At 58.8% G+C, this 14,884-nt stretch carries 18 protein-coding genes; all 18 read left to right on the top strand.

The window, feature by feature from the left end; all coding sequences use genetic code 11:
- Nucleotides 1-10 precede the first annotated feature (10 nt).
- Complete coding sequence (locus tag DA915_RS28280; protein WP_107678057.1) at nt 11-1,054, top strand: head maturation protease, ClpP-related; 1,044 nt, start codon at nt 11-13, stop codon at nt 1,052-1,054.
- A gap of 53 nt (nt 1,055-1,107) precedes the next feature.
- Entirely contained in the window at nt 1,108-1,545 is a 438-nt protein-coding gene (locus DA915_RS28275) for a head decoration protein (protein ID WP_107678056.1), read from the top strand.
- A gap of 89 nt (nt 1,546-1,634) precedes the next feature.
- Nucleotides 1,635-2,687 carry a major capsid protein gene (locus DA915_RS28270; RefSeq protein WP_107678055.1) on the top strand — a complete coding sequence of 351 codons (1,053 nt, stop codon included), beginning with the start codon at nt 1,635-1,637 and terminating at the stop codon, nt 2,685-2,687.
- 46 nt (nt 2,688-2,733) lie between these two features.
- Complete coding sequence (locus tag DA915_RS28265) at nt 2,734-3,129, top strand: hypothetical protein (RefSeq protein ID WP_107678054.1); 396 nt, start codon at nt 2,734-2,736, stop codon at nt 3,127-3,129.
- Between the two features lie 14 nt (nt 3,130-3,143).
- Nucleotides 3,144-3,896, top strand: coding sequence for a hypothetical protein (locus tag DA915_RS28260; RefSeq protein WP_107678053.1), 753 nt, complete (start codon nt 3,144-3,146; stop codon nt 3,894-3,896).
- Complete coding sequence (locus tag DA915_RS28255; protein WP_107678052.1) at nt 3,893-4,453, top strand: phage baseplate assembly protein V; 561 nt, start codon at nt 3,893-3,895, stop codon at nt 4,451-4,453. Before DA915_RS28260 ends, DA915_RS28255 begins: the two co-directional genes overlap by 4 nt.
- 9 nt (nt 4,454-4,462) lie before the next feature.
- The gene (locus DA915_RS28250) at nt 4,463-4,663 is read left to right on the top strand and encodes a hypothetical protein (RefSeq protein WP_107678051.1); all 201 of its coding nucleotides are present in this window, start codon (nt 4,463-4,465) and stop codon (nt 4,661-4,663) included.
- Nucleotides 4,614-4,997 (top strand): GPW/gp25 family protein, encoded by a 384-nt coding sequence (locus DA915_RS28245; protein ID WP_107678050.1) that lies wholly within the window; start codon nt 4,614-4,616, stop codon nt 4,995-4,997. The genes DA915_RS28250 and DA915_RS28245 overlap by 50 nt, the downstream gene beginning before the upstream one ends.
- On the top strand, nt 4,994-5,947 hold the full coding sequence (locus DA915_RS28240) for a baseplate J/gp47 family protein (RefSeq protein ID WP_107678049.1): 954 nt from the start codon (nt 4,994-4,996) through the stop codon (nt 5,945-5,947). The genes DA915_RS28245 and DA915_RS28240 overlap by 4 nt, the downstream gene beginning before the upstream one ends.
- Nucleotides 5,944-6,609, top strand: a complete 666-nt coding sequence (locus DA915_RS28235; protein ID WP_107678048.1) for a phage tail protein I — start codon at nt 5,944-5,946, stop codon at nt 6,607-6,609. The genes DA915_RS28240 and DA915_RS28235 overlap by 4 nt, the downstream gene beginning before the upstream one ends.
- Nucleotides 6,610-6,620: 11 nt before the next feature.
- Entirely contained in the window at nt 6,621-8,885 is a 2,265-nt protein-coding gene (locus DA915_RS28230; protein ID WP_107678047.1) for a hypothetical protein, read from the top strand.
- A gap of 9 nt (nt 8,886-8,894) precedes the next feature.
- Nucleotides 8,895-9,068: a hypothetical protein gene (locus DA915_RS29105; RefSeq protein WP_192886695.1), complete on the top strand. Its 174-nt coding sequence runs from the start codon at nt 8,895-8,897 to the stop codon at nt 9,066-9,068.
- 61 nt (nt 9,069-9,129) lie between these two features.
- Complete coding sequence (locus tag DA915_RS28225; RefSeq protein ID WP_107678046.1) at nt 9,130-10,062, top strand: hypothetical protein; 933 nt, start codon at nt 9,130-9,132, stop codon at nt 10,060-10,062.
- Between the two features lie 63 nt (nt 10,063-10,125).
- Nucleotides 10,126-10,668 carry a DUF4376 domain-containing protein gene (locus DA915_RS28220; RefSeq protein ID WP_192886694.1) on the top strand — a complete coding sequence of 181 codons (543 nt, stop codon included), beginning with the start codon at nt 10,126-10,128 and terminating at the stop codon, nt 10,666-10,668.
- A gap of 113 nt (nt 10,669-10,781) precedes the next feature.
- Entirely contained in the window at nt 10,782-12,242 is a 1,461-nt protein-coding gene (locus tag DA915_RS28215; RefSeq protein WP_107678044.1) for a phage tail sheath C-terminal domain-containing protein, read from the top strand.
- A gap of 13 nt (nt 12,243-12,255) precedes the next feature.
- Nucleotides 12,256-12,768, top strand: a complete 513-nt coding sequence (locus DA915_RS28210; protein ID WP_107678043.1) for a phage major tail tube protein — start codon at nt 12,256-12,258, stop codon at nt 12,766-12,768.
- 77 nt (nt 12,769-12,845) lie between these two features.
- On the top strand, nt 12,846-13,145 hold the full coding sequence (locus DA915_RS28205; protein WP_107678042.1) for a phage tail assembly protein: 300 nt from the start codon (nt 12,846-12,848) through the stop codon (nt 13,143-13,145).
- Nucleotides 13,146-13,267: 122 nt separating this feature from the next.
- Nucleotides 13,268-14,884 (top strand): phage tail tape measure protein (locus DA915_RS28200; protein WP_107678041.1); only part of this gene is annotated, 1,617 nt, incomplete at its 3' end.

The raw sequence follows: 14,884 nt of genomic DNA, 5'->3' as shown, positions 1-14,884 counted from the left end.
GTAAACCAAAATGGCAGTAATTGTTGAGGACGGAAAGCTTCGGCTTACCGGCTATGTCGGTGACTATTATTATGATGATGGCTTCACCGCCGCTGATGTGATCGTTGCACTCTCGCAGATTGAGGACGATTCCGAACTTGATGTTCATGTGAATTCTCCTGGCGGTGTTGCGACTGAGGGGGCTGCAATTCATGCCCTTCTTTCCGCTCGCCCCGGTATCACGAACATTGTCATAGAGGGCATTGCGGCGTCGGCCGCCTCCCTGATCGCCATGGCGGGCGTAACCGTCACCATGACGGCCGGCTCCGTGATGATGATCCACGATCCGAGCGGTTTCACATCCGGTAACTCCAGCGAACACAGCAAGACAATCGAGGCGCTGGAAGCTTTGGCAACCTCCTATGCGCGCGTCTACGCCGCAAAGTCCGGAAAGAGCGCTGAAGACTGCCGCGAAATCATGAAGGCGGAACGCTGGTTCACACCGGATGAAGCGGTTTCTGAGGGCTTTGCCGATGCGACCGCGACTGAAAAGTCCAAACCTGTTGCCGCCTTCGATTACAGCCTGTTTGCGCACGCGCCCAAAAAACTGGTTGCGCTGGCGAAGACGAAGAAATGGTCGATGGCATCCAGCCATCCGCCGAAAACCCAAACGCCAAACCCTCCAAAGGAAACCACCATGACCGATAAAGAGCGCGCCGAGCAGCTTGAAACGGAACTCAATGGCCTGAAAGAACAGGTCGCAAAGCTGACGGCCTCCGCGAACGACGCCGTAAAAGAGGCTCTCGAACGCCGCACTGCCATCATGGCGCTGGATGAAGCCAAGGGCCGTGAGCCGCTGGCGGAACATCTGTTCAACGCCGGCAACACCGTCGAGGCCGCCAAGGCAACGCTTTCCGTCGCGCCGAAAGCGGACGCCGGCGACGGCGAATACCAGCCTCCGCGCCGCATGATGAATGCGCAGGACTTGAACCGCGATCCGAACGGCAAGCCACAGGCCAAGGGCGGTCTGTCCGCTCGCATGGACGCCCGCGCCGCCAAGATGAAAAAGAGTTGATCGGCTCCGCGCGCCACCCCTGAAACTCCAATTCCTTTCGAAAGGAAAGAACCATGGGCACTTTGCCTGTCATGAAATTCCAGCAGACCCCCGGCATGTCCACGCTGCTGAAGAAGGAAGTAGATCCCGAAATCTCGCGCGGCGTCGGCACGCTGCTCGGCGGCACTGGCGGTAGCGCCCGCCTGGTCAAGCTCGGCCAACTCGTCGGCCGCATCGCCGGTACTGTGGAAGCGCCTGCCGGCGACAAGCTAGGCAAGCTGATCGCATGGGACCCGGCCGCCACGGACGGCAGCCAGATCGTTCACGGCGTCTGCCTGAAGGATTGCGAAGCGCCAAACGGCGTGGACCGCGTTGACGGGCTGCTTTATTCCCGTCGCTTCTCGGTTCTCAACCGTGCCAACATCGTCTGGCCCGCTGGCGTCACTGCCGAACAGCAGGCCGCTGCCATCGCAGATATCGAGGACCGCCTCGGCCTGATCCTGCGCGCCTGATCCACCCTTTCCAACAATAGCCGGCCTTTCAGCCTGCGCGCGCGGGACGCGATGTCCTGCGCTTTTTTCTTCACAAGGAACAATCGGCAATGCCTGAAATCTTGCTGCCTTACACAAACGTTGAACTCTCCGAAGAGGTCAACAAACTGCCGAATACCTTCGGCTTGCTCAATGCGCTCGACATCGCGCCGAGCGAACCGAAGCGCTCGCGCATGGTCCGCATCGACTTCCGCGAAGGTCAGATCGTGGTTCTTGCACATCAGGAACCCGGTGCACCTGGTGAGGTTTCAAGCGATGAAGACCAACGCGGCATCATCATCGCAATCCCCCATTTCGTCCACCTGGAGAACATCCTTGTCGGCGATATCGACGGCATGCTCGAAGTCGTCAACGGCGAGATTACCGAGCGATCGCTCGATGCCGAACTTGAGCGCAAGCTTGTCATCATCCGTAAGAACCACGCCATCACCCGCGAATTTCTGCGGCTCGGCATGCTCCGCGGCGAAATCAAGGACGGCAAGCTTCGCACGCTCTACAATCTTTACGACACGTTCGATGTCGAAAAGAAGGAAATCGATTTTGCCCTCGGCACGGCCGGGACGGATGTTCGTGCCAAGTGCGAAGAGGCCAGCGACCACATCATCGAGAATGCGAAGGGTGAGACGGTCGGTGCGGTGGAAGCCGTGGTCGATACGAAGTTCTTCACGAAATTGATTTCGCACTCGAAGGTCGAAAAGTTTTGGGTGCAGGCGCAGAATTCAGGCCTTCACACCCAGCTTGAACGCCAGCGCCTCGGCGGCAACTGGGGCCGCGTCTTCGAATTCGGCGACATTCTCTTCCGCGAGTACAAGGGTAGTCTGCCGGTCAAGGCCAACGACGGTTCGATGGCATCGGTCAAGAACGTCGATGACAACAGCGGTACCGCCTATCCCTCCGGAACGCAGTCCATGTTCCGCACCTATGATGCGCCGGCGTACCATATCGATACCGTCAACCAGGCGCCCTCCGAGGAAGAAGACGGCTCGATCTTCATCTCTACGGAGACGCTGAAACATGGTGCCGGCCTCGAAATGAAGTCGCAGTCCAACATGCTGGCCATCTGCAAGCAGCCCAACTGCCTGGTGCAGCTTAAGACCAACTGATCATCAACGATAACCCGGTCGCCATCGCGGCGGCCGGGCGCTCTCCATGGGGATTGTCATGCCGATTGCTTCTTCTTTTCGGGCCGCGCGTGACGCGGTCGTGTCCGGCGTGGATCAAAGGTTTGCAGAGCGCATTCGGCTGTCTCCCATGAAGAACACGAAAACCGATCCGGAGCGGCCGCAAATCGTCATCATGGCAGTTTTGCGGACCGGCGACGAAACGGCCGGCCCACTCGATGTCAATGCCGGTCGCTCCCTGCATTCGCGGATCGCGGCCGGGAAAGCGTTTCTCTACATCGACCGGACCGAACACCCCGATATCGTCCTTCGCAAACAGGACAATGTGCGCGCCTTGGATCGCCCCGGCGCGCCTCTCTTTGAAGTTTCGACGGTCGATGACCGAAATCACGCCCGGCTGATCGTTGGGCTTAACCAAGCCTGACGCTGGTAGGTGCCATGTCCCTTGTCCGTATTGCCCTTCGCATCTGCGCTCTTCAAGCTGTGAAGGGGCGCACGCTGGTTGGTGACAACGTTCTCGATAGCGAGATTGGCGCACTGGAAACCAGCACGGCCGGCGAGCTTAAAACCCCGCAGGAAAAACAATTCGTTTCGGTTTATACCGACGACAGCAAACAAGTGAGCGGCCTCGAAGTGCGCTCTCTGACCGCAAGCGGCGAAATCGATCTTGTCTTTGAGGCGGGCGTGGCAACGCCGCATGTGATTTCCGATCCGGAGACGGATGAAAAGGTTATCATGGCTGGTCTGCCGGCTGCGGATGCCAACTTCGAATTCTACCTCGACATGACGCTTCGACAGATTGCCGACGCCCTTGTCGATCCCGATAATGAGTGGGCCGCGATCTTCGGTCGCCTGATCCTGCGGATTGAGAAATGCCAGCGCGCGCGCATCAGCGGCGACACGAACGGCGTTCGGTTGGCGGCGCATCAGATGAAAATCACGGTCGCCGCCATCGCCGAGCCGGTTGCCGGCCGCCCGCTCAAGTCGGATTCGCCAATGGCCGAATTCTTTGCCAAATGCGAAAGCGACCTGGTGCAGCGTGAGCCGGACATGGCGAAAAAGATCGCGCTTATGAAGGCGCAGATCGCCGGCAATGATGATGAGCTGGCGGCGGCAATGCGGCGTTACGGCATGACCTACAGTGAAGCCGACGCCATGCTGTTGACGCTTCCGAATGGGGATGCGCCATGAACGGTGCTGACTGGCTAGCCAACCATCTTGAGGAGTTGGGTCATCGGATCGGCGAGATAGAGCGGCGCGAGCGCAACCGTCGCCGCAAGGGCAAGATTGCCGAAATCAGCGACGACAAGAGCAAGTACCGCGTTGAGCTGTCTCGGCAGGGTGAGGAACCCTACGTGACGCCATGGATCAAGGCGCGCACGCTTTCGGCCGGTGGCGTCAAGGTTGATGTGCTTTACAGCGTCGGCGAGCAAGTGGACGTGGTTTCTGAAAGCGGCGATCTCGCAGACGCGCAGATCGACTTCTCGACCTATAGCGACGAGAACGCCCGCGAAAACAGCGACACGCCGTTTCACATCAAGATCGGCGATACCGTCATCGAGGCGACGGGCGGGCTTGTGAAAGTGACCGCCGCCAAGGTCGTCATTCAATCCGACAACGTGCAGCTCGGCGGCGACGGCGGTAAGCAGGTCGCGCGGATCGGCGACAAGGTGCACGTCGCGACCGGATCGTCGGCCGGCTTTTGGCCGATTGTCGAAGGCTCGGAAAAAGTCTTCGCGATAGACTGAGGAACCCCCATGAAAAACTACACGGTTCGCACCGGCTGCGAGATTGCCGGGCGCTGGCGTGATGCCGGCGAACCCATCCAACTGTCTGCCGATCAGGCCCGCGAGCTTGCGCCGCCCTTCGGCGATGTCGTCTCGCTAATCGATGAAAAGGGGAAAGAAGATGCCAAGCTCAACCGGCGTCAACGCCGTAACCGGCGCGCCCCTGACTGATTGGGATCATACCCGGCAGTCAATTTCCAAAATCCTCAACACGCCAATTGGCGCACGCGTCATGCGGCGCGATTTCGGTTCGGACCTGCCGGACCTGGTCGATGCCAAGATGACGCGCCGCAACGTGCTGGCGCTCTATTCCTCGGCCGCAACCGCCATCCAGAAATGGGAACCGCGTTTCCGGATGCGGTTCGGAAAAGTCAGCCGTGCCGACGCCGGCGGCGCGATCTCGCTGGAAATCTTCGGCGTTTATTATCCTCTCGGCCATCGCGGCGATTATTCCATTGCGGAAGATGAAAGCGTGCGGGTCGTCATAGCGGGCAGATCATCATGACACTTGCTGTTTACGCGCCGGCCGCCATCGACGTTTCGCGCCTGCCGGCTCCTGACGCCATCGAGGCGCTGGATTTCGAAACCCTCTATTCGGCGTTCAAGGTCCGGTTTCTGGAATTCTGGAACCAGATGCGCGCCATCAATCCGGCCCTGCCGGTCTATGACGTGCAAAGCCTTGAAACCGATCCTGCCGGCATTGTCGGCGAAGCGTGGTCTTATCTGCGGCTTATGGATCGCCAGCGTGTCAATGATGCCTTCCGGTCGCTGCTGGCGGCCTATGCCAAGGGCAGCAATCTTGAGGCCATCGCGGCCGGCCGCAACATCGTGCGTTTGGTTGTCGCCCCTGCCACGCCCAGCTCGGCCGCCATCATGGAAGGCGACGACGCTTTGCTTCGCCGCTACCTCCTGTCTTTCGATCTGCCGGCTGCTGGTTCGGCCGGCCGCTATCTCTTCGATGCCTGGACGGCGTGGCCGCAATCTGCGGATAAGTCGCTTGGGCTTTGGGGTGCGCGGGTGAATGGCCGAGCGGTCCACGGCCGGCGCGGTGATACGGATGTTGTCATAGCCGGTCCGATGGGCAGGCTTCCGACAGATGCCGAGCTGGCCACTATCCGGGCTGCTGTCACGCATCCGGACCGCGCGCCTGAAGCCGTGGCTATTTCGGTCATGGCGGCCGGCCGCACCGAATATGCGGTTTCGCTCTCGCTGGAAATTGTGGCCGCACGCGCCAGCGCTGGCATCATCAAGGCGGAAGCGGAAAAGCGCATCATCGCGGCGGCAACCTCCCGCATCCTGATTGGCGGTGAAATACCGGAAGCCCTGCTTTCCGGCGCTGCCTTCGGCGATGGTGTGATCCGGGTGCGCGATCTCGCCCCTGTTATCATCGAGCCGGACCCGTACAAGGTGCCCGTCATGACCAGCCTTGATATTCAAGTCGAGGTGCGCGCATGAGTGATGTAGGCGTTTTGCTTCCGACATCGTCAGAGGAATTCGAAAAGGCGCTTGCCGCCGCAATGTCGGATGACTTGCCGATCCCTTACGCGGTGCTGATGGACCCGTACCGGACGCCGGCGCGGTTCCTGCCTTGGCTTGCAGTGCATCATTCGGTCGATCTCTGGTTTGACGATTGGACCGAAGAGCGAAAGCGGGAAATGATCGCGCAATGCGCCGGCGTGTCCACTCTCTACCCGGCGTCACCTTTGGCGGCGCTGAAAGGCACCCTTGCCGGACTGAAGCGCTATCTTGCTTTTGTCGATGCGGTCATTGTGGATCGCATCGCACATCCGAACCGCTTCACATTCGGGCGGGCGGTGATTGGGCGCACGCCGGTAGCGCATAAGCCATTCGTTGCGCACTACCTGGTGCGCGTCACGCTGACCGCCCCGAAGAACCGTTTCCAGATCGGCCGTAGCGCCTTCGGGCGGGCCGCAATGACTTCGGTCAACCTTGAACCGATCCGCCGCGCAAAGCTCGCCATGACGACCGCCAAGACGCCGGAAACGCTTTATTCGGTTTCCTTCGCATGGCGGCGCGGCATCACCTTTAACGACAACATTTTCATCGACGGAAGCCATGCCATCGGCGGTTACATGGATCGCAAGCGGCTGGATTGAGGGAAACAAAAATGCAGAGAACCGCTTTTTCTGAAGCCGAAATCGCCGATCACTCGGATTTCGAAGCCATCGGTTTGCAGGGACAGGACGCAACGGATGGCCTTTGGCTTGATGCCATTGGTTATCCAGCCCATTGGGCGGCATTCACAGTTGCCCGGAAATCGGCGCAGGAAATCACGGTCTCAGCCGGCCGCTATGTTGCCGGCAAGATCGTTTATGCGCACGAAGCGCCGGCCAATATGAACTTGCAGCTTCACATTCCGGTCGCTGCCTCTGACCAGCGCTGGGTTGCCATTCTGCTTCGCGGCAGGGAAGTGACCGAAACGGCAAACCGGCCGTTCGAAACATCCGACGATCCGGAAACCAGCGTCATCGTCAATCGCACGACGCCGAAGACCATCCGCCGCGTCGTTGACCTGATTGTGCAGCCGGGCGAAGCAAACCCCGTTCCGGTCAAGCCTGTGGTGGATTCCACGGATGCTTGCATAGCCTTCGTGCTGTTGACCTCTTCCGGCATCGACGCCATCGAGCCGGGCAACAGTGACCGCGTGAAAACCCTCTTTGAAGTCGAGGGCCGCGTCACGGCGCTGGAGGTCGATCTGGATGGCCTGTTCATGCGGACCGAGACGATTGAAACGCAGATCGTCAACATTCAGGGCAAGCTTACCGAAATTCCACGGCGTGAAGTCATCCGACAGATGCAACGTGATATTGGCGCTGCCCGGCTGAAGGTCGATCTTCCAGACGAGGCGCGCGCCTATGTCTTCGATGACGGTCTTATCCCTGATCGTTGGGACATGACGCATGTTGATTGGCTGGCCCGCATTGAAGAGGGCGTCAGGTTCGGCTTTGCTGCCGAAGCGCAGGCCCGCCTTGAAGTGCAGGCGGAAGATGATCCGAAGATTGCTTTTCGCGGTCGCCGCATGGTGCCAGCCTTTGATGAGGTGACGCGCATTGCAAACACGTCTCTCGATAGCACCCTCAATATTTCGCAGTTGGTGCATACCGAGGTGACGGCGACCCGCAAAGAGGCTTCGCGGGTTCGCGTTACCTACGGTCCGACCATGGGCGCATGCGAGAATGCGGCTGGTTGGTCCGGCCTTGGCGGCGATGCCAGGGTGGGGCAGATGTTAAGCGTCAACGGCGAGCTTTTCGAAGTCGTCTATGTCGGCGTGAACAACGGTCCCGGCCACCAGACTTACGGCGTTCGGCAGGTTCGAAATGAAGCCTACAGCGAACCCTATTGGGAGTACGTAACCGAACAGGTGGGGCTTAACGGTTCCATCTACGGCCAGTCCTTCCTTGTGGCTCAGCCCATGCAGGTGACAAGTCTTGACCTGTCGTTTGCCCGTGTCGGCGCTGACGGCGATGTGCATATCTTCATCGTGGAAACCACGACTGGCGGGATGCCCCGTTTCGATGCGGTGCTGGCGCAGGGCAAGTTGAACCACGCCGATCTTGTTGTCGGCTGGAACAAGGCCGTGCTTCCTATCACGCTGCTGGAAAGTGGAAAGCGTTACGCCTTCGTCACGGTGACGACCGGCGCGCACGCGCTGCATATCTCAGGCTCGAACAAGTATACGGGCGGAACGCAGTTCCTGACGACAGACGGCGCATTTGCGCAAGGATCAACGGAAACGGATATCTGCTTCCGCCTCAATGCCGCCCGCTATCGAAGCCCCCGTACGGTCATTCCGATGCAGGCTCTGAACCTTGCGGACGGCATGACACAGATCGATATGCTGTTTGCGGGGTGGGTGCCGGGCGGTTGTACACTCGGTTGGGAAATCCGGCCTTCCGGCTCGAATGTCTGGACCGAACTGGATGACGGCGACCCGGCGACAAACCCGCTTGTGGGCTTGCCTGCCTCGGTGGAATTGCGCATGGTCATGATGGGCACGGCTGATTTGCAGCCGATGATCCAGCTTGACCAAAAGGCGATCTCCCGCGTTGCCCGCAACCGCAACACCATGCGGGGCGTCACGAAGAGCTTTCCTTTTGGCTTCGCGACGACAAGCATCCAGACGCAATACACGCTGGATAGCTTCGATCCTGACCGCCACACATTCACCCCCGCCATTATGGTCGGAAATACGGTGGTCAATCCGAACACGACTGAAATCACGGTCGATCCGCAGCGGCCTTCGCGTCGGACCTATCTTTCCACCTACACGCTCGGCGCGGCGGCAAACGCCGCTCGCATGCGCCCAGCCGCCACCACAAACAATGTCGCCTCCGTGCCGTTCGTGCAGGACGCCTTCATTGCCGCACTCTAAGGGGTTCTCATGGCTTTCCAGATCAATGCTGAAAAATCCTATCAGGTGAAGCTCGCTCGCCCCGTCAAGCTCGGGGCGTTCACATACAAGCCGCTCAATGAAATCGAAATGGTCGGCAAGGTCGTTGTCGATATCATTGAACAGGAAGGTGACGAGGTGCTGGACTATGCCAGAGAGGTCTGACGGCTATCAGCTTCCATCGTACCCCAAAACGCTGATTGATCGGCCATTGTGGAATAGCACGATGGCCGATCTTCACTCGCGGTTACTTGCACGCGAAGGACTTGAAGCCTCGTTCGAAACCTTGATGGCGCAGGGCATTCAGGCTTCGCTCGATTACATTCAGGTCAACGTGGCCCCTAAACTGGCAACCCTGCAGCAATCGATTACGCTGGCGCAGGAACAGATTGACCAGATCATCATCGGCGGCAAAGCACCCGATACGCTTAAATTCGGCGGGCAATTGCCAGCCTATTATGCGACGGCGGAGGGCTTGCAAAATATCCAGACCAGCCTTGGGAACTATCTTCTCAAAGACCAGCGAAACGCGCCGGAAGGCGTTGCGCCGCTTGGGCTGGATAGCAAGGTGCCGCTTGAAAACCTGCCGACGATGACGACAACCACCACGGTTGGCGCGGCTGTCGCTGGGGCCAATGGCCTCGCAACACCCGATGATGGCGACACCTTTGCGGGTGTAAGGTCCGGCACGTCAACCATGTTTCGAACGACATGGGGCAACATCAAGTCCGCGCTCACTGCTCTGTTCGATAATCGGTATCTGAAGTTTATCGGCGGCATCATCGATGGGACGCTCTCAATTCGAAGCGGTGCACCAACACTGAACCTCATCGATACGGACGGAAACATTACGCGGGCACTGCACCACAACGCAGGGAATATCGGGTTCCTGAAGCCGGACAACAGCTGGGGGATGTATCTCTCTGAGGGCGGCGCTGTATGGACGTTCGGCTACGGCTGGCTTCACGACAGATTTGCTCAAGCGGGTGCGGAGTGCCAGCACAATTCTGGCGTCGTTGAATTCAGTGGTTTCGATACTGGCATCACGGACAGCATCGGACAGGCGTCAAACCCCTACGTTGTGATTGGTCTCAGGCGTGGAAACGTCGGGCAAGGCAATGCCTCCTATCTCCGCTGCGTCGCCCTTCGAAACAGGTGAAACATGCTTTCTCACGATGAACTGACGCTCTGCATCAAGCAGCAGCATCCAAACGCGAAACACATGGTGGATTTCTTTGTCGCCATGCCCGTTGATGCATCCAGCGGCCAGCAAACCGGACAGGCTTTCATAGCGGAATGGAACTTGGACGCCGCTCAACCGACGCCCGAAGATATCGACACCTATGAGACCGTATATGCAGACGCGCTAGCAACGTTCCGCCAGCCAAGTCCTTACGCGGTCGATGTCGAGCGCCACCGCCGTGTCGATGCAGGCTTCATCTTCGACGGCGTGCATTATCAGTCCCGCCCCGAAGACCGCGAGAACATTGCTGGCGCGAAAGCGGCGGCGACCGACGCAATCACGATCTATGGCGCGCAGCCGGGCAACCTTGCTTGGCAACGCCTTCTTGATCCGAACGCGCCGCCGGAGTTTCGATGGATCGCTGCGGACAACTCGACGCATGCGATGGATGCGCAAACCGCGATGCGTTTTGGTTACGCGGCCTTGAACCACAAGCAGGCCCATATCCTCGCGGCAAGTGCGCTGAAAAACATGGTCCCGATCCCAGCGGATTTTGCGACCAATCCAGCCTACTGGCCGTAACACCTCGCGCATTTTGACAATCCGTCTCGCCATCACTGGCGGGGCGCTTCCTCTTTTCCGGGAATGAGCCGGAACCTTTCCTCACAATCTGAAACTTTCAAAGGAGTCTATAAATGGCTGACTTGGCCTATGCGCATGGCGTGACCTTGGTTGAAAGCGCGGTAACGCCCTCGCTTCTTCGTGTTCAGCGCCAAGGCATTACCTTCATCAACGGTACTGCACCTGATGCAGATCCGGCTGCGTTTCCGTTGAATTATCCGACGCTCGTCACCTCATTGAATGCATCTTCTGCGCTTGGCGCTGATGGTACGTTGCTCGAAGACGTGAAAACGGTTTTTGGCGAAGGCGGATCGTGGTGCATCCTCAACCGCGTCGAGCACAGCGCCGATCCGGCAGTACTGCAGGCGAACCTGATCGGCGATCTGGTCGCGCGAACTGGCATTTACTCGGCACTTCGCGCCAAGGGTCTGACCGGCTATCAGCCGCGCGTCATCATCACGGCCGGCAATACCGGCGCATGGGTCGAAGCCGGCGTCGTTTCGGTTTCGGTTGTCGCTGAAGGCTCCAAATTGACCGAGCCGCCAATCGTGAAAGCTACGGGCGGCGGTAACGATCAGGGCAAGGAGCTGCCGACGCTGGAAGCTGTCATGGGTGAGGGCGTGAATGCGGATAAGGTTGTGGCCGTCCGTGTTGTTCTGCCCGGCAAGAAGCTTTCGGAACCGCCTGTCATCACCTTTGAAGGTGGCGGTGCGGACGCGGCAAAGGTGCTGCCGCAGGCGACTGCGAATGTCGGCGACGTTGCAAATCCGTTCGTTTCTGCGCTGAAGGTCATCACCCCGAAAATTCGCGCCCGCGCCTATATCAATGGTCCGAACACGACCAATGCCGAAGCCCTGCGCTTCCGGCGCACGCTGAATGGACGCATCCTGCCGATTGATCCGAAGGTCATCAGGAACGTGAACGGCGTTCCGGTGACAAAGCCGGTCGCGCCGGTTTTCGCCGGCGTGCGGTCGCGCGTGGTCGCAGGTGATGAGGGTGTGTCGGGTTCGGTTTCGAACAAGATCATCAACACTATCGACGGCGTTGCCCGCACGATCACGTATCCGGATGACGCCAATTACCTGAACGAGAATCAGGTGGCGACCATCATCAACGAACGTGGCGGCTTCCGCACCTGGGGTAGCCGTCTGGCGACGGACGATCCGCTTTGGCAGTTCGATAGCGTCCGCGCCACGGCCGACATGATCAACGAGGCGCTGGAAGATATCTACTTCCTCTACGTGGATCGCAAATTCACGAAGGCCAATATGAAGATGATGATTGAGGACGGTAACGCCGCGCTTCGCGTCTTCAAAAACAACGAGGACATTCTTGGTGGCCGCTGCTGGTTCCCTGTCCTGAATGATCCGACCCTGATGGCAAACGGCAAGCTCTTCCTCGATGTCGAGTTCGAGCCGGTTGGCATTATGGAGCAAATCCACATCACCACTCATCGCAACATTCTCTACTACCGGCTTCTGCTGGATGAAGTGAATGGGCTTATCGAAACCGGCCCGCTCGCGGTTGCCGCATAAGGAGTAATCAGACATGGCAGAAAAGATATTACCTCGCGGCATTTTGCGGGACTGCATGCTGTGGGCAGATCGCGAAAGCAAGCTCGGCCAGATTGGCGACATGACGATACCCGTCATCGAGGCCAAGCGTGAAGGCATGCGCAATGCCGGCATGATCAAAGAGCGTCAAATCCATCTTGGGTACAACGCTCAGGAACTCAATTTCAAAATGCCTGGCCTCGACCCGCAAATCCTGAAGCTTCACGGCATCAAGATCGGCGTGGAAAATCCGTTTCTCATCACCGGTGCGCTGGTTGATGAAGATGGCACCACACACAGCGCGGTCATCTCTATTCGCGCCAAACTTTACAAAGTGGACCATGGCTCTTGGAAGCCCGGCGATCTCGCTGAAAACGATATCGGCGTGGACGTTAATTACTACAAGCTCGAAATCGACGGCGAAGAAATCTACGAGATTGATGATTTCGAATTCAAGGTCGGTGGCGTCTCGCAGAACGGCGACATTCGTAACGCGCTCTTGCTCTAGGGCGCGTCACTCCCCTCCCCCAAATTTCTCTCTTCAGCAGGCCCGCTTCGTGCGGGCCATTTCTTTGAGGTTTCACCATGACCGATACCAATACCGCCGCCGATAACGAAACTGTTGTCGTCACTCTCTCCAAGCCTATCACTCACGGTGAAGACCGTTATCCGGTTCTGACATTCCGCGAGCCTACCGTGGGCGATCTGATCGTCGGCGACCAGTTCCCCGGCCAGCTTGCCAAGATGACCGCCATTCTTGCCTCTATCTCTGACACGCCTCTGCCGGCGTTCAAGAAGATCGGCGCAAAGGACTTTTCCAAGATCGTCACCGCAACGAGCGGCCTCTTGGGAAACGAGAAGAAGAAGGACACGACTGGCGGCTAATCGCCGTTTTTGTCGCGCGCTTCGCCCATACATCGCTCGACGCCATCGAGCGATGGTCACCGAAAAAGTTGCTGGCCTACTACGCGAAGGTCGGCGAGCTGAACCAGATCATGAGGCAGTAAATGTCTGTCGTGCAAAGCACCCTACGCATCTCCCTTCTGGAAGATGTGGTCGCAAAATCCGCGCCAATCTTCCGCACACTCGACCGGCTGCAAGGCCAGCAGATGAAGGCGTTCGCGCCGATGCGCGGGCTGATCGGGCAGGCCGTCGCGCTGGGTGCCGGCTACCTCGGAGCGACCGAAGGTATTTCGGCGACGGCCGGCGCTGCCATCGAGTTCGAAAGCGCTTTCGCTGATGTGAAGAAGGTTGTCGAGGCGAGCGACGAACAGTTTGAAAACATGCGCCGCAGCATCCGGCGCATGTCTGGCGAAATCCCTCTGGCCGCAACCGACATTGCAGCGCTGTTTGCGGCGGCCGGCGAGTCCGGCGTGGCGACTGAGGATCTACAAAGTTTCGCCGAGATGGCCGCCCGTGTTGGCGTTGCCTTCGATATGACGGCGGCCGACGCCGGCGAAAGCCTCGCCAAGCTGAAAACCCAGCTCGGCTTGAATGTCGCCGAAACTGGTGAGATGGCCGACGCCATCAACCACCTGTCGAACAACATGGCCTCCAAGGCCAAGGATGTTACCGAATTCATGCTGCGCGTTGGCGCCATCGGTGAGATGAGCGGCTTTGTGAAAGAAGACGTTGCGGCCATGGGTAGCGCCATGATCGCGGCCGGCTCGGATGCCAGCACGGCCGGCACGGCAATGAAGAACGTTATCCGCGCTATGGCAAGAGGCGACTTTGCCAAGAGGTCACAGAAGGACGCGGCAAAAGCCCTCGGCCTGCATCTGCCGTCCATCGCAAAGGACATGCAGAAGGACGCAAAGGGCACCTTGCGCAAGGTTCTCACAGCCATTGCCAAGGCTCCGAAGCACCAACAGACGGCGCTTCTGTCTGAATTCTTCGGCGATGAAGCCAGCGCCTTCATGCCGCTGGTCGGCAATATCAAGCTGCTCGACCAGGCGCTCGCATCCGTGGCCGACCGGACGAAATATTCCGGTTCGGCCTTTGCCGAATATGTCCAGCGCGCCAACACGACGCGCAATGTTCTCGATCTCTTGGGCAACAAGATTTCGAACGTGTTCTCGGAAATGGGCGACGGCATGTTGCCGTCGATACGTGAAGGTGCGCTCGCTATCGGCGAAATCATCGATACGCTTGGTAACCGTGTGACAATTCTGGACACGGTAAAAGCATCGATACGGGGCTTTGCTCAAGGCCTCGGCTATGACGGCGGGGTGCGTGAACTTGTCAACGATCTTGGTGATCTGCTGATCGGCCCTGTCGATCCAAATGCGGCCGACCGCATCGGCAGCATTTTCATGAGGGCCAAGGAATGGGGCGCATCGATCCGTGAGCTGAACGACGCGATCAAGGATAACCCGATTGCCAAGTTCCTTGCGGAAATGTCCGGCTACGGCTTCCAGCTCTTTTTGTATGCCTCGGGCATTGCGATGCTTGCCGGCACGATTCGCAAGCTTGCGGGGGCGCTGATGCTTCTTTCAGGCGCGAGCACTGCTCTTTCGATCCTGAAGACCATAGGGACTTTGAGCGAGTTTCCGGGGCTGGGCGGCGACGGCGGAAAACCGGGGGGCAGCAAAGCACCCAAGGGCGGGGGCGGCAATGTGCCGGAA

It is taken from the genome of Agrobacterium sp. LAD9 (assembly GCF_003031125.1).
GTDB classification, from domain to species: Bacteria; Pseudomonadota; Alphaproteobacteria; order Rhizobiales; family Rhizobiaceae; genus Agrobacterium; species Agrobacterium radiobacter.
The sequence above is the reverse complement of the archived record's forward strand: the minus strand, read 5'-3'. Positions and strand labels throughout refer to the sequence as shown.

Bases quoted from the DNA above. Each gene is read 5' to 3' on its own strand.
- DA915_RS28280 (WP_107678057.1), top strand. From the start codon at position 11: ATGGCAGTAATTGTTGAGGACGGAAAGCTTCGGCTTACCGGCTATGTC.
- DA915_RS28275 (WP_107678056.1), top strand. From the start codon at position 1,108: ATGGGCACTTTGCCTGTCATGAAATTCCAGCAGACCCCCGGCATGTCC.
- DA915_RS28270 (WP_107678055.1), top strand. From the start codon at position 1,635: ATGCCTGAAATCTTGCTGCCTTACACAAACGTTGAACTCTCCGAAGAG.
- DA915_RS28265 (WP_107678054.1), top strand. From the start codon at position 2,734: ATGGGGATTGTCATGCCGATTGCTTCTTCTTTTCGGGCCGCGCGTGAC.
- DA915_RS28260 (WP_107678053.1), top strand. From the start codon at position 3,144: ATGTCCCTTGTCCGTATTGCCCTTCGCATCTGCGCTCTTCAAGCTGTG.
- DA915_RS28255 (WP_107678052.1), top strand. From the start codon at position 3,893: ATGAACGGTGCTGACTGGCTAGCCAACCATCTTGAGGAGTTGGGTCAT.
- DA915_RS28250 (WP_107678051.1), top strand. From the start codon at position 4,463: ATGAAAAACTACACGGTTCGCACCGGCTGCGAGATTGCCGGGCGCTGG.
- DA915_RS28245 (WP_107678050.1), top strand. From the start codon at position 4,614: ATGCCAAGCTCAACCGGCGTCAACGCCGTAACCGGCGCGCCCCTGACT.
- DA915_RS28240 (WP_107678049.1), top strand. From the start codon at position 4,994: ATGACACTTGCTGTTTACGCGCCGGCCGCCATCGACGTTTCGCGCCTG.
- DA915_RS28235 (WP_107678048.1), top strand. From the start codon at position 5,944: ATGAGTGATGTAGGCGTTTTGCTTCCGACATCGTCAGAGGAATTCGAA.
- DA915_RS28230 (WP_107678047.1), top strand. From the start codon at position 6,621: ATGCAGAGAACCGCTTTTTCTGAAGCCGAAATCGCCGATCACTCGGAT.
- DA915_RS29105 (WP_192886695.1), top strand. From the start codon at position 8,895: ATGGCTTTCCAGATCAATGCTGAAAAATCCTATCAGGTGAAGCTCGCT.
- DA915_RS28225 (WP_107678046.1), top strand. From the start codon at position 9,130: ATGGCCGATCTTCACTCGCGGTTACTTGCACGCGAAGGACTTGAAGCC.
- DA915_RS28220 (WP_192886694.1), top strand. From the start codon at position 10,126: ATGGTGGATTTCTTTGTCGCCATGCCCGTTGATGCATCCAGCGGCCAG.
- DA915_RS28215 (WP_107678044.1), top strand. From the start codon at position 10,782: ATGGCTGACTTGGCCTATGCGCATGGCGTGACCTTGGTTGAAAGCGCG.
- DA915_RS28210 (WP_107678043.1), top strand. From the start codon at position 12,256: ATGGCAGAAAAGATATTACCTCGCGGCATTTTGCGGGACTGCATGCTG.
- DA915_RS28205 (WP_107678042.1), top strand. From the start codon at position 12,846: ATGACCGATACCAATACCGCCGCCGATAACGAAACTGTTGTCGTCACT.